14 protein-coding genes and 2 pseudogenes are annotated in these 12,397 nt (G+C 62.6%); 14 read left to right on the top strand and 2 right to left on the bottom strand.

Annotated elements, in window-relative coordinates:
* The 5 genes from ACTJGZ_RS13995 to ACTJGZ_RS13975 all read left to right on the top strand — a co-directional run.
* A partial coding sequence (locus ACTJGZ_RS13995; protein ID WP_441663521.1) for a nicotinate-nicotinamide nucleotide adenylyltransferase occupies nucleotides 1-288 on the top strand: 288 nt, incomplete at its 5' end.
* Between the two features lie 102 nt (nucleotides 289-390).
* Entirely contained in the window at nucleotides 391-801 is a 411-nt protein-coding gene (rsfS, locus tag ACTJGZ_RS13990; RefSeq protein ID WP_441663520.1) for a ribosome silencing factor, read from the top strand.
* Nucleotides 802-890: 89 nt separating this feature from the next.
* Entirely contained in the window at nucleotides 891-1,361 is a 471-nt protein-coding gene (rlmH, locus tag ACTJGZ_RS13985) for a 23S rRNA (pseudouridine(1915)-N(3))-methyltransferase RlmH (RefSeq protein ID WP_441663519.1), read from the top strand.
* A gap of 54 nt (nucleotides 1,362-1,415) precedes the next feature.
* Complete coding sequence (locus ACTJGZ_RS13980; protein WP_441663518.1) at nucleotides 1,416-2,060, top strand: Maf family protein; 645 nt, start codon at nucleotides 1,416-1,418, stop codon at nucleotides 2,058-2,060.
* Nucleotides 2,061-2,065: 5 nt separating this feature from the next.
* Entirely contained in the window at nucleotides 2,066-2,821 is a 756-nt protein-coding gene (locus tag ACTJGZ_RS13975) for a sulfite exporter TauE/SafE family protein (RefSeq protein WP_441663517.1), read from the top strand.
* 40 nt (nucleotides 2,822-2,861) lie between these two features.
* Here ACTJGZ_RS13975 and ACTJGZ_RS13970 read toward each other — a convergent pair whose 3' ends face one another.
* Entirely contained in the window at nucleotides 2,862-3,629 is a 768-nt protein-coding gene (locus tag ACTJGZ_RS13970) for a GntR family transcriptional regulator (protein ID WP_441663516.1), read from the bottom strand.
* Between the two features lie 3 nt (nucleotides 3,630-3,632).
* Nucleotides 3,633-5,378 (bottom strand): sigma 54-interacting transcriptional regulator, encoded by a 1,746-nt coding sequence (locus tag ACTJGZ_RS13965; protein WP_441663515.1) that lies wholly within the window; start codon nucleotides 5,376-5,378, stop codon nucleotides 3,633-3,635.
* 305 nt (nucleotides 5,379-5,683) lie between these two features.
* Here ACTJGZ_RS13965 and ACTJGZ_RS13960 point away from each other — a divergent pair, with 305 nt between their 5' ends.
* The 9 genes and pseudogenes from ACTJGZ_RS13960 to ACTJGZ_RS13920 form a co-directional block, all read left to right on the top strand.
* Nucleotides 5,684-5,917: a phenol hydroxylase subunit gene (locus ACTJGZ_RS13960; RefSeq protein WP_441663514.1), complete on the top strand. Its 234-nt coding sequence runs from the start codon at nucleotides 5,684-5,686 to the stop codon at nucleotides 5,915-5,917.
* 40 nt (nucleotides 5,918-5,957) lie between these two features.
* Nucleotides 5,958-6,956: a phenol hydroxylase gene (locus ACTJGZ_RS13955; protein ID WP_441663513.1), complete on the top strand. Its 999-nt coding sequence runs from the start codon at nucleotides 5,958-5,960 to the stop codon at nucleotides 6,954-6,956.
* 15 nt (nucleotides 6,957-6,971) lie between these two features.
* On the top strand, nucleotides 6,972-7,253 hold the full coding sequence (locus ACTJGZ_RS13950; protein ID WP_441663512.1) for an MmoB/DmpM family protein: 282 nt from the start codon (nucleotides 6,972-6,974) through the stop codon (nucleotides 7,251-7,253).
* Nucleotides 7,254-7,291: 38 nt separating this feature from the next.
* Entirely contained in the window at nucleotides 7,292-8,836 is a 1,545-nt protein-coding gene (locus ACTJGZ_RS13945) for an aromatic/alkene/methane monooxygenase hydroxylase/oxygenase subunit alpha (RefSeq protein WP_441663511.1), read from the top strand.
* Nucleotides 8,837-8,850: 14 nt separating this feature from the next.
* Nucleotides 8,851-9,207: a phenol hydroxylase subunit P4 gene (locus tag ACTJGZ_RS13940; protein ID WP_441663510.1), complete on the top strand. Its 357-nt coding sequence runs from the start codon at nucleotides 8,851-8,853 to the stop codon at nucleotides 9,205-9,207.
* Nucleotides 9,208-9,238: 31 nt separating this feature from the next.
* Complete coding sequence (locus tag ACTJGZ_RS13935; protein ID WP_441663509.1) at nucleotides 9,239-10,303, top strand: NADH:ubiquinone reductase (Na(+)-transporting) subunit F; 1,065 nt, start codon at nucleotides 9,239-9,241, stop codon at nucleotides 10,301-10,303.
* Nucleotides 10,304-10,376: 73 nt separating this feature from the next.
* A pseudogene (locus tag ACTJGZ_RS13930) lies at nucleotides 10,377-10,706 on the top strand (2Fe-2S iron-sulfur cluster binding domain-containing protein); the annotation flags it as partial.
* A 248-nt stretch (nucleotides 10,707-10,954) separates the two neighbouring features.
* Nucleotides 10,955-11,905 carry a catechol 2,3-dioxygenase gene (locus ACTJGZ_RS13925; RefSeq protein ID WP_441663508.1) on the top strand — a complete coding sequence of 317 codons (951 nt, stop codon included), beginning with the start codon at nucleotides 10,955-10,957 and terminating at the stop codon, nucleotides 11,903-11,905.
* A 106-nt stretch (nucleotides 11,906-12,011) separates the two neighbouring features.
* Nucleotides 12,012-12,397: pseudogene (locus tag ACTJGZ_RS13920) on the top strand (acid phosphatase); the annotation flags it as partial.

Below are 12,397 nucleotides of genomic sequence, written 5' to 3'. Positions count from 1 at the left end.
CTCGTGAATTTCTGTACCTGGCACGAATGGCAGGAGATTGTCGCCCGCATCGACCTGGCCGTGGCGCAGCGGCCCGGCTCCGTGCTGACGCCGCCCCCTGAGCTGGCGGACTGGCTGGCCGCGCATCAGCGCAAGCTCGAAGAAATTCCCTTCGCGCCGCTGCCGGTTTCGGCATCCGATATCCGGGCGCGCCAGGCGCGCGGCGCCTCCTTGCAAGACCTGGTTGCGCCCGCCGTGGCCGACTATATCAACACCCATAAGCTGTATCGTGACGCCAGCCCGGCCTGAAACTGCCAATCCTGGCAGCGGCAGGCCTCACTGAACGTATCATTCCGGCAAAACGCCTCTTTCCCGCAGCCACACTGCATCTGATCGCGCTATATTTCCCGCATGGATATACAAAAACTGCAACGTGCCGTGCTTGACGCTCTGGAAGACGTCAAGGCACAGGACATCAAGGTATTCAATACCACCCATCTGACCGGGTTGTTTGACCGTGTCATCATCACCTCCGCCTCCTCCAACCGTCAGACGCGCGCGCTGGCCAAAAGCGTCGGCGATTGCGCGCGCCAACTGAACATTCCCGTGCTGGCCGAAGAAGGCATGGAAACCGGCGAATGGGTGCTGGTCGATCTGGGCGATATCGTCGTTCATATCATGCAACCGGCCATCCGCCAGTACTACAACCTGGAAGAAATCTGGGGCGACAAGCCGGTGCAAGTCAAACTGCTGCCGGAATCGACCCGCCCGGTGCCCATCGCCCCCAGTTCCCTGCATGCGGGCCTGGATCAGGACGCCTGAGTTCTCTCAACACCCGCGCCGTTGCGGCCTGGCCCGCGAACGGCGCCCTTCTTTCCGTGCAGCGCCTGCGCCGCTGCCGCGCCATCGCCGTGAAACTACATATCCTGGCCGTCGGCCAGCGCATGCCTGACTGGATCGAAACCGGCTGGAACGAATACGCCAAGCGCATGCCGGCGGATTTCCCGCTGATTCTGCGGGAAATCAAGCCTGAGCCCCGCAGCGGCGGCAAAACGCCCGCACAGATGATGGAGGCGGAAGCCCGCCGCATCGAGGCCGCTCTGCCCCCGCAATGCACGCTGGTCATCCTCGACGAGCATGGCCGCGACTACACCACCATGAAGCTGTCCCAGGCCATGCAGGAATGGCGCCAGGAAGGACGCGATGTCGCCTTTATCATCGGCGGCCCGGATGGCCTGGACGCCAGCCTGAAACAACGCGGCCACCTGGCGCTGCGCCTGTCCTCGCTGACGCTGCCCCATCCTTTCGTGCGCGTCATGCTAGCCGAACAGCTCTACCGTGCCTGGACCATTCTGCAGAACCACCCGTATCACCGCAGCTGACCCAGGCGGCCTTCCACCCGCCCACTCCTTACCCGCCGCCCACTACCCGCCGCCATGACAGCTCCCGCCAGCCCATCCCTACGCACCGCGCCAGCACTGCCGCTGTATCTGGCATCGGCCAGCCCGAGGCGCACCGAATTGCTGGCCCAGATCGGCGTGGCGCATACCGTGCTGCGCGTCCCCTCGCCCCCCGGTGAAGACGAACCCCGCCTGGCCAATGAAAACGTGCGCGACTATGCCCGGCGCACCACGCTGGACAAAACCCGGCGCGCCGTGGCCTGGGCTGCGCAGCAAGGCTTGCCGCCAGGGCTGATCCTGTGCGCGGATACCTCGGTCTCGCTGGGCGACGTCCTGCTGGGCAAACCGGCAGATGCCGCCGATGCCGCGCGCATCCTGCGCAGCCTGTCCGGCACGCGCCATGACGTGCGCAGCTGGCTGGCCCTGCACGATCCGCGCAGCGGCATCACCCACGAACAGGAATCCGTCTCGCAGGTCTGGATGAAATCCTTGAGCGACGCCGAAATCCAAGCCTATTGCGATAGCGGCGAAGCCCAGGGAAAAGCCGGCGCCTACGGCATTCAAGGCCTGGCATCGGTCTTTATCGAACGGCTGGACGGCAGCTACAGCGGCGTCATGGGCCTGCCCTTGTACGAAACCGCAGCGCTGCTGCGCGAGGCAGGCCAGGCGGTCTTGGGCTGACCCGTATGCTGGACGGAATCGGCCTGCCTCCAGACGTTTCGCAGTTCTTCGCTGTGTTATTGATCTTCGCCAGCTTTTTCACCTCCGCGCTGACCTCCGCCATGGGGCTGGGCGGCGGGGTCGCCATGCTGGCCATCATGGCGGCCGGGCTGCCGGTCAGCAGTGTGCTGCCCGCGCACGGCATCGTCCAAATGGGCTCCAACCTGGGCCGCACGGCCATTCAGCGGCAATACGTGATCTGGCCGCTGGTCTTGTGGTTTTCCGTAGGCAGCGTAGTCGGCATCGCGCTGGGCAGCCCGGTAGCCGCCCATATCCCGGAACGCGCCGCCAAACTATTGCTGGCAGCCTTCATTCTGTGGGCGGTCTTCGGCAAAAAGCCGCCGCCCAGCCCGCCAGGAAAAACTTACCTGCTGACCGGCGGCGCGCTGACGAGCTTTGCCACCATGATTGTCGGCGCGACCGGCCCGCTGGTGGCGGCCTTTCTCGCCGCCATCGGCCTGACCAAGCAGCGGCTGGTGGCCACGCATGCCGCCTGCCTGAGCGTGCAGCACGGCCTGAAAATCCTGGCTTTCGGTTTCCTGGGCTTTGCCTACGCCCAATGGGCGTTTCTGCTGGCCTGCATGATAGCCAGCGGCGTCCTGGGCACCTACATCGGCACCAAACTGCTGGACAACATGCCGGAACGCTATTTCCGGCTGGGTTTCCGCATCACCATGGCGCTGTTGTGCGTCCAGATGGTCTGGCAGGCGCTGGCGCCCTGAGCGCCGCAGCGGCCCAGTCCCCCAGCGGCCGCCGCCAGGGCTAGCTGTGTGGCACCGCCATACCGCGCTCGGCCGTATTGCCGGGTAACACGATACTGCCCTCACGCAAGGCCCGCATCAGGGAATAAGGCGTCGCGCAGATATGCGCTTCCAGCGCCAGCGCCGCCCTAGCATCCTCTCCCGCCATGGCCAGTTCGAAGATGCCCTTGTGCTCAAGATGCACGTCACGCGTCATGCCCGGCATCTGCATGGCAAAGCAGCGGTAACGTTCGCCATGGCGCGTCAGCAGGCGCAGCACGCGGCGAGTCCAGGGCGATTCATGGCCCGCCAGCAAGGCTTCATGAAAACGGGCATTGAGGATTTCCCACTGGCGCCGGCGCGCCAGAGTCAGGGGCTGCTCGAACTCGGACAAGGCAGCGAAACTCGCCTCCAGCCCCTGGCGCCAGGCGCTATCGCCATGGCGAATAGCCAGGCGCAGGGCATGGGTTTCGATATGCACGCGCAAACGCGTCAAATCTTCCAGATCCTCCAGCGCGATGGGGGACACCGTGAACCCCCGCTGCCCCTCCGCGGTAACCAGGGCATCGCTCACCAGCCGCGTCAGGGCTTCGCGCAGCGTGCCCGCGCTGACGCCATACTGCCCCCGCAAATGATCTATGCGCAGTTTGCTGCCGGGCTGCAAATGCCCTTCGATGATATCGGCCCGCAGCCGCGCATAGGTCTGTTCGGTCAGGGTACGCAGTTCATCATCCCCCTCGCCGCACTCCAGCGCCGCAGTCAAATGTGACAGGAACGATCGCTTCGACATGCCTTATTCCTCTCCTTTGCAACGGATGCGGGACAAGCGGTAGCTTAGCTGGGGACGGGTCATTTTCAGGGCGCGCGCGGCTGCCGCCATATTCCCGCCCGCCTGGGCCAGCGCTTCCTGCAATAACAGCCCTTCCAGATCTTCCAGACCCAGGCCCTGCTTTTGCAACAGGTAATACACACCGCTGGCGCTTTGCAGGCTGCCGGGCTGGGATAAGGTCTGAGCATCCCCTTCGCTGGTTTCATCATCGGCAGAAGCCAGCTGGCCCGAGGCGGCCAGATGATCCGTCAAAGGCATTTCCAGCGACGGAAACAAGGTGCCCGCGTCAATGGGCTGCTCCGGCGGCGTGAGAATCACCCCGCGTTCGATCAGGTTGGCCAGCTCGCGGACATTGCCCGGCCAATCGTGATTGCACAGGGCTGCCATGGCCGGGCCGGTGAAACCGGACAAGCGTTTGCCATGCAAGGTGCTGTACTGCTCAAGCATGTGTCTGGCCAAGAGCGGAATGTCATCCAGACGCTCGCACAGCGACGGGATCTGGATCGGGTAGATATTCAGCCGGTACAGCAGGTCGCGGCGGAACGTGCCCGCTTCCACAGCCTTTTCCAGATCGACGTTGGTGGCAGCCACCACGCGCACATTGACCTTGCGGACTTCCGTGCCGCCCAGTTTTTCTATCTCGCCCTGCTGCAAGACCCGCAATAGCTTGGCCTGGGCCGCCAGCGGCAATTCGCCCAGTTCATCCAGGAACAGGGTGCCACCATCGGCGCGTTCAAACCGGCCCAGACGCGTCTGCACCGCGCCGGTATATGCCCCCTTTTCCACGCCGAACAACTCGCTTTCAATCAGATCCGCCGGCAATGCCGCGCAGTTGATGGCCACAAACGGCTGTTCGGCGCGGTCGCTCATGGCGTGCAAGGCGCGGGCGAATTGTTCTTTGCCGACACCGGTAGGGCCGGTCAGCAGCACCGTCACTTGCGTGGGCGCGGCCCGCTGCAGCAGCATGAAGGCGCGCTCAAACGCCGGTGACTGGCCCACCAGCTGCGTGCGCTGGCGGCTCTGATCCAACTGCCCGCGCAAGGCTTCGACTTCCTGGCGCAAAGCCGTCACGGTCTGTTCCACCGATACCGGTTCGTGGTTCACCGCATCGCGCTGCGCCGCTGGCCATTCATGCAGGAAACGGCCTTCGATCTGGCAATGCGCATGCCCGCAGGCCGTACATCGCACTTCTTTGAAAAGCACTGGCTGCTGGAAAAACGCAGTGGAATAGCCCGAGGCATATCCCAGCTGCATCCAACAGGCCGGATCTTCCTGAGGCCCGTATTCCTGCACATGTGTTTCGGCCTCCCAGCTGTAGGACCAATTGAAAATGGCATGAAAGTGGCGCTTGGCCGGGTCGGCATGCGGCTGGTAATCAAACACCAGCGGTTCAACCTGCACCGCCCCTTCCAGCATGTGCAACTGCGGGCCTATGGCAAATGTCTCGAACACGCCCTGGTCCGGCCGCACCTGGCGCGCCAGCAAGCCGTCCTGCTCACCGGCCGAATAACCGGCCCGGGTCAGCAAGGCGCGCGCCTGTTCCAAACCAAAACTTTGGATGATCTCCTTGCGCATGGCGCGCAGCGTATTCACATGCATGAGCAGCATGCGCTGGCCGGCCAGCCAGATCCGGCCATCCATGCGGGAAAAGCGCAGCAAGCGGCGCAAGTCCCTGTCGGACGGGAAAACTGGGGTATTGGAATCGGGCATGTCTCTATTTTTATCGATATTTATGCGCCTGATTATCGTTTTTTGGGGTCCGTATGCATCCTGCTGTTTTCCCTGATACGGAATTCATTCATCCCCCGCCGCTGAATTCATCATCTCATCATGATGCGCTGCAATGCGCGCTAAATGGCCGCAGATCAAATGAATACGATTCTCTTTTCAGCCCTTTAAAACCCGCTTCCGGGATCCCCTTTTTAGGGGCTTACCCTCGTTTTATCGATATTCCAGGGAGCTGGCACGCTTATTGCAAGAAAGCAGGAACAGACAGCCAAAAAGGAAAAATTGCCATGAGTGCCCTGACGACAGACGACACGTCCATCCCGTTGCCCGCCGTTGACCTGAGCAAGCGCTATGTCAGGGTCACCGGCCAGCGTGATAACGGATTTATCGAATTTGAATTTTCCGTGGGCTGGCAGGAATTGGTCGTTGAACTGATTCTGTTGCCCCCGGACTTCCAGGCCTTCTGCGAGGCCAATCATGTGGAAATGCTTCCGCCGCGCGAAGACGAGGAAGAAGACTGAACCCACCATGCAGCCATACCGACAACAATAGGAGACCAGCATGAACATTGATTTACAGGCACGCGAGATCCAGCCTCTGCGCCAGACCTTCGACCGTGTCCAGGCCTATACCGGCGACAAACCCGCATCGCGCTACCTGGAAGCCATCCTGAGCACGCAGCCCACGGAAAACTTCCACTACCGCGCCACCTGGGAACCCGAATACGAGCTGTTCGACCAGCGCCGCACCGCCATCCGCATGGCGGACTGGAACACGCTGCGCGACCCGCGCCAGTTCTACTACGCTACCTGGACCATGGCCCGCGCGCGCCAGCAGGAAGCCATGGATGCCAACTATCAGTTCGTGGAATCTCGCGAACTGCTGGACATGATGCCCGATGCGCTGCGCGCCAATGTCGCGGCCACCCTGATGCCGCTGCGCCATGTGTCCTGGGGCGGCAACATGAACAACTGCAGCATCTGTAGCCGCAGCTACGGCACGGCCTTTTCCGCTCCGGTTCTGATGCATGCCATGGATCATCTGGGCGCCGCCCAGTACCTGACCCGCCTGGGCCTGCTGATGGGCACGGAAACCTCGCTGCTGGATGCTGGCAAGGCCGACTGGCTGGAAGCGCCTGCCTGGCAGCCCCTGCGCCGCTTCCTGGAAGACTCTTTCATCATCATGGATCCGGTCGAGCTGTTCGTGCTGCAGAACGTTGTGCTCGACGGCCTGCTCTACCCGCTGATCTACAGCCAGTACATCGACGGCTATGTGTCCCAGCAAGGCGGCACGCCGCTGGCCATGCTGACCGTCTTCATGCCCGAATGGCACAAGGAATCGGCCCGCTGGACCGATGCCGTCGTGAAAGTCATGGCAACCGAGTCCGCCGAAAACAAAGCCCACTTGCAGGAATGGCTGGCTCGCCACGGCGCCCGCGCCCAGGAAGTGCTGGCGCCTGTCGCCAAGCTGGCCATGGAAGACCAGGGCGCCGCCGCCCTGCAAGCCGCCAGCGACGAACTCAACGCCCGCATGGCCAAGATCGGCCTCTCCCTGAACTGACCCGAGACCTACGCCATGACCAGCACAACCTCCAACGTTTTCATCGCTTTCCAGGCCAATGAGGAGTCCCGCCCGGTGGTTGACGCCATCCTGCAGGACAACCCCCACGCCAGCGCAGTCTATTCGCCAGGCCTGGTCAAAATCGACGCGCCGGGGCGCCTGAGCATTCAACGCGCCACGATTGAAGAACATACGGGCCAGCCGTATGACCTGCAGCAGATGCACGTCAACCTTGTCACGCTCTCGGGCAACATCGACGAGGACGACGACCAATTGACACTGAGCTGGGGCGCCTGAGCCTTCCTGCCAAAAACAGACAGAAACGGAGACGACACATGGATACCAGAGTGACCCGCAAGAAACTCGGCCTGAAAGAGCGCTACGCCGCCATGACCCGCGGCCTGGGCTGGGAAACCAGCTACCAGCCGATGGACAAGGTTTTCCCCTACGACAAGTTCGAAGGCATCAAGATTCATGATTGGGACAAGTGGGAAGACCCCTTCCGCCTGACCATGGACGCCTACTGGAAATACCAGGGCGAAAAGGAAAAGAAGCTCTACGCCGTGATCGAGGCCTTTGCCCAGAACAACGGCCAGCTGAGCGTCTCTGACGCCCGCTATATCAATGCGCTCAAGCTCTTCATCCAAGGCGTGACGCCGCTGGAGTACTACGCCTACCGCGGGTTTGCGCACCTGGGCCGCCACTTCACCGGCGAAGGCGCCCGCGTGGCCACGCAAATGCAGGCCATTGACGAGCTGCGCCACTTCCAGACGGAAACGCACGCCCTGTCGCACTACAACAAGTACTTCAACGGCATGCACAACTCGAACCAGTGGTTCGACCGCGTCTGGTACCTGTCCGTGCCCAAATCCTTCTTCGAGGATTCGCTGACTTCCGGCCCCTTCGAGTTCCTGACGGCCATCAGCTTCTCCTTCGAGTATGTGCTGACCAACCTGCTCTTCGTGCCCTTCATGTCCGGCGCGGCGCACAACGGCGACCTGTCCACCGTGACCTTCGGCTTCTCGGCGCAATCGGACGAATCGCGCCACATGACGCTGGGCATCGAGTGCATCAAGTTCATGCTGGAACAGGACCCGGCCAACGTGCCCATCGTGCAGGGCTGGATCGACAAATGGTTCTGGCGCGGCTACCGCGTGCTGACGCTGGTCGCCATGATGCAGGACTACATGCTGCCCAAGCGCGTCATGAGCTGGAAGGAAGCCTGGGAAATGTACGGCGAGGCCAATGGCGGCGCCCTGTTCCGCGACCTGGCTCGTTATGGCATCCGCGAGCCGCTGGGCTGGAAGCAGGCCATGGAAGAAAAGGACCACCTGAGCCACCAGGCCTGGAATATTTTCTACAACTACTGCGGCGCGGCCGCCATGCACACCTGGGTTCCCGAAGACGAGGAACTGGACTGGCTGTCGCAGAAGTACCCCGACACCTTCGACAAACTCTACCGTCCGCGCCTGCTGCATTACCGCAAGCTGCAACAGGAAGGCAAGCGCTTCTACAACAACGCGCTGCCCATGCTGTGCAACACCTGCCAGGTCCCCATGGCTTTCACCGAGCCGGGCAACCCCACGGAAATCTGCTACCGCGAAAGCAGCTACCTGGGCCAGAAGTTCCACTTCTGCAGCGACGGCTGCAAGCATGTCTTCGACAAGGAACCGCAAAAGTTCATCCAGTCCTGGCTGCCGGTGCACCAGATCTACCAGGGCAATTGCTTCAAGCCCGATGTGGACCCCACCGCCGAAGGCTTCGATCCGCTGGCCGCGGTGCTTGACTGGTATGGCATCCAGCAAGGCGTGGACAACATGGAATTCGAAGGTTCGCCCGACCAGAAGAACTTCGCCAGCTGGACTGGCCGCAGCGTTTGACGAGGAGATTGACCATGACATTGCGCACGCTTGCCCCCTATGACTTCCCGCCGCGCGATTCGGTGGAACGCTTCCCCGCGCCGCTGCTGTATATCGGCTGGGATGGCCATATGTCCTTCTGCTCGCCGGTCTGCCTGCCGGTGCCGCCGGAGACGCCGTTCGCCGCCTTGCGCGACAGCATCCTGCCGACCATCTACAGCCAGCACCCTGACTTCGCCCAGATCGACTGGGACAAGGTCGAATGGCTGAAAGACGGCCAAGCCTGGCAGCCTCAGGCCGAGCGCAGCCTGGCGGACAACGGCATCGGCCACAAGGATGTCATCCGCTTTCGCACACCTGGGCTGACGGGGATCGCCGGCAGCCACAGCTAAGCGACGCGCAGACAGTACAGGAGAAGCAAACATGAGCTATCAGCTGACGATAGAACCCCTGGGCGCCACCATCGACGTGGAAGAAGGCCAGACCTTGCTAGATGCCGCTTTGCGCCAGGGCATTTACATTCCGCATGCCTGCGGGCATGGCCTGTGCGGCACTTGCAAAGTCGATGTGGCCGAAGGGGATGTAGATCATGGCAACGCCAACCCGTTCGCACTGATGGACTTTGAGCGCGACGAAGGCAAAACCCTGGCCTGCTGCGCGACCCTGGAATCCGACGCCGTGATCGAAGCGGACGTTGACGAGGACCCGGACGCGCGCATCATTCCGGTGCGCGACTTCGCCGGGACCGTTACCCGCATCGAAACCCTCACGCCCACCATCAAGGCCATCCACCTGAAACTCGATACCCCCATCGAGTATCAGGCTGGCCAGTATGTCCAGGTTCACATTCCCGGCATCGAAGGCACACGCGCCTTCTCGATCGCCAACCCGCCGGATGCCAGCGGCAAGGCCACGGAAATTGAACTGAATGTGCGCCGTATTCCAGGCGGCACCGGTACCGCCTGGCTGCACGAAAGCCTGGAAGAAGGCCAGCAGCTCGATATCAGCGGCCCCTATGGGCGCTTTTTCGTGCGCCGTTCGGCCGCCATGCCCATGCTGTTCATGGCAGGCGGCTCCGGCCTCTCCAGCCCGCGCTCCATGATTCTGGAGCTGCTGGAAAGCGGCTGCGACCATCGCATCACGCTGGTCTATGGCCAGCGCAACCGGGCCGAGCTGTATTACGACCAGGAATTCCGCGATCTGGCGCAGCGCTACCCCAACTTCGAATATGTCGCCGCCCTCTCGGACGAGCCGACGGATTCGGATTGGGCCGGCCCGCGCGGCTTTGTTCACGATGTGGCCCAGCAACATCTGGGCGGCGACTTTTCCGGCCGCAAAGCCTACCTGTGCGGGCCGCCCCCGATGATAGAGGCCTGTATCGGCACCTTGATGCAAGGCCGGCTGTTTGAACGTGACATCTACACCGAGAAATTCCTCTCGGCCGCAGATGCCAATAATGTCCGCAGCGCGTTGTTCAAGCGCATTTAGGCCGGTATCGAATCTTGAACCTCCATGGAAACGCGGAACATACCGCGCCATGCCGCAACAGAAGGAGACATCTATGCTGCCGCTGACCCCTTGCAAAAAAGTGCCCGTTCGCGTCGTGCAGTCCGACGAAACGTACCCGTGCTCGCTGGAAGAAAGCCTGCTCAAGGGCATGCTGAAACTCGGCCGCAAGGGAATCCCTGTCGGGTGCGTCAGCGGCGGCTGCGGTGTCTGCAAAGTCAAGATCATCGAGGGCAGCGTGCGGGCGCTGGGGCCGGTCAGCCGCGCCCATGTCAGCCAGGAAGAAGAAGCTCAGGGCTACACCCTGGCCTGCCGCGTGGCGCCTGTCGAAGCGGTGGTGCTGGAAGTCAGCCCGCTGCTGCGCAAGCCCTTTTGCCGTCCGCCCTGCCCCGCGCCTGGCAACTGCCCGCCAGCAACGGACGCCAGCGCCCCGCCGGCGTCCGGCGATACCTGCGCGACCGCCGTTCCTGCCGCAACCGGCCCCGTGGCCGCTGCGGCGCCTCCCGTTTTTGAATTGCAGGACAGCGCCGCGCTGGCGCTGTCCTGACCCGGCCCGCCAGGGCCATATCAGGCAGTTAACCGGGGCCTGGCCCCGGCCCAAATCAGAAAGACCAGAAAGACAAGGAGACAACTATGAGCAGCCCCGTATTGCGTATCGGCCACGCCAGTCTGAAAGTCATGGACATGCAGGCGGCCATTCATCACTATCAGGACGTGCTGGGCCTGCAAGTCGTGCACCAGGACGACGCCGGCCACGTCTATCTGAAATGCTGGGACGAGTGGGACAAGTACTCGCTGATCCTCACCCAGGCAGACCAGGGCGGCCTGAACCACCTGGCCTATAAAGTCCGCAATGACGCCGTGCTCGACGAGCTGCAAGCCAGCATCGAAGCCTGGGGCCTGCGCACGACCATGATTCCGGCCGGCGCCCTGCCCTTCACTGGCCGTCAGCTGCAATTCCAGTTGCCCAGCGGCCATGACCTGCGCCTGTACGCCGACAAGGAATTTGCCGGCACGGGCGTGGGTTCGCTGAACCCCGACCCCTGGCCCGATGGCCTGAAGGGCTGCGGCGTGCACTGGCTGGATCACTGTCTGCTGATGTGCGAACTGAACCCGGAAGCCGGCATCAATACGGTTGAAGCCAATACGCGCTTCATGCAGGAAGTCCTGGGCTTTTTCACGACCGAGCAAGTGCTGGCCGGCCCCGACCACAGCATCCAGGCCGCGACCTGGATGGCCTGCACCACCACGCCGCACGACATCGCCTTCGTCGGCGGCCCGACCAGCGGCCTGCACCATATCGCCTACTTCCTGGACTCCTGGCATGACGTGCTGAAGTCAGCCGACATCATGGCCAAGAACAAGGTGCGTATCGACGTGGCGCCCACGCGTCACGGCATCACGCGCGGCGAGACGATTTATTTCTTCGACCCCAGCGGCAACCGCAACGAAACCTTTGCCGGCTTGGGCTACCTGGCCCAGCCGGACCGCCCGGTGACCACCTGGACGGAAGACATGCTCGGCAGCGGGATTTTCTACCACACCGGCGACCTCGTTCCCTCGTTCACTGAAGTCTATACCTGATCGCACCAACCGCCATTCAGGCCGCCATTCAAGCCGCCAGACAGGATGCCTGCGGACACGCAGGCATCCTCCCCCACTCCTGAGCCGACTTCTGCCGAGACCCATCATGAAAATTCGCCACCCTGCCCCCATCGCGCTCGTCCTGACCAGCCTGCTGGCCCTGTCCGCCTGTAGCACCACGGGCAAAGCGCCCCCCACGGATCCGGCCAGTATTGGCGAAGCCTCGCTGCATCACGGTTTGATGCGCGGCTATCTGCCCATCGAAAGCCTGCCAGACAGCCTCGCCCTGCTGCCCGCGCCGCCACAGCCGGGCACACCAAAATTCGATACCGACGAGCTGGCCTATACCAGCACGCGCGCCCTGGTCGGCCAGCCGCGCGGCGATCAGGCGCGCCGCGACGCGCGCCTGAAATTCCCGCAAGCCACGGAAGCTTTCCACTGCGCCGCCGGCATTAGCGTCAATAGCGAGACCACACCGCACCTGGAAACCCT

The sequence above is a fragment of the Kerstersia sp. genome (genome assembly GCF_052103615.1).
GTDB lineage: Bacteria > Pseudomonadota > Gammaproteobacteria > Burkholderiales > Burkholderiaceae_B > Kerstersia.
Note: the sequence above shows the minus strand (reverse complement) of the source record. Positions and strands in the feature narration are given on the sequence as shown.

What these genes read in the sequence shown, in the direction of transcription:
- rsfS (WP_441663520.1), top strand. Translation starts at nt 391, where the DNA reads ATGGATATACAAAAACTGCAACGTGCCGTGCTTGACGCTCTGGAAGAC.
- ACTJGZ_RS13980 (WP_441663518.1), top strand. Translation starts at nt 1,416, where the DNA reads ATGACAGCTCCCGCCAGCCCATCCCTACGCACCGCGCCAGCACTGCCG.
- ACTJGZ_RS13975 (WP_441663517.1), top strand. Translation starts at nt 2,066, where the DNA reads ATGCTGGACGGAATCGGCCTGCCTCCAGACGTTTCGCAGTTCTTCGCT.
- ACTJGZ_RS13970 (WP_441663516.1), bottom strand. Translation starts at nt 3,629, where the DNA reads ATGTCGAAGCGATCGTTCCTGTCACATTTGACTGCGGCGCTGGAGTGC.
- ACTJGZ_RS13965 (WP_441663515.1), bottom strand. Translation starts at nt 5,378, where the DNA reads ATGCCCGATTCCAATACCCCAGTTTTCCCGTCCGACAGGGACTTGCGC.
- ACTJGZ_RS13960 (WP_441663514.1), top strand. Translation starts at nt 5,684, where the DNA reads ATGAGTGCCCTGACGACAGACGACACGTCCATCCCGTTGCCCGCCGTT.
- ACTJGZ_RS13955 (WP_441663513.1), top strand. Translation starts at nt 5,958, where the DNA reads ATGAACATTGATTTACAGGCACGCGAGATCCAGCCTCTGCGCCAGACC.
- ACTJGZ_RS13950 (WP_441663512.1), top strand. Translation starts at nt 6,972, where the DNA reads ATGACCAGCACAACCTCCAACGTTTTCATCGCTTTCCAGGCCAATGAG.
- ACTJGZ_RS13945 (WP_441663511.1), top strand. Translation starts at nt 7,292, where the DNA reads ATGGATACCAGAGTGACCCGCAAGAAACTCGGCCTGAAAGAGCGCTAC.
- ACTJGZ_RS13940 (WP_441663510.1), top strand. Translation starts at nt 8,851, where the DNA reads ATGACATTGCGCACGCTTGCCCCCTATGACTTCCCGCCGCGCGATTCG.
- ACTJGZ_RS13935 (WP_441663509.1), top strand. Translation starts at nt 9,239, where the DNA reads ATGAGCTATCAGCTGACGATAGAACCCCTGGGCGCCACCATCGACGTG.
- ACTJGZ_RS13925 (WP_441663508.1), top strand. Translation starts at nt 10,955, where the DNA reads ATGAGCAGCCCCGTATTGCGTATCGGCCACGCCAGTCTGAAAGTCATG.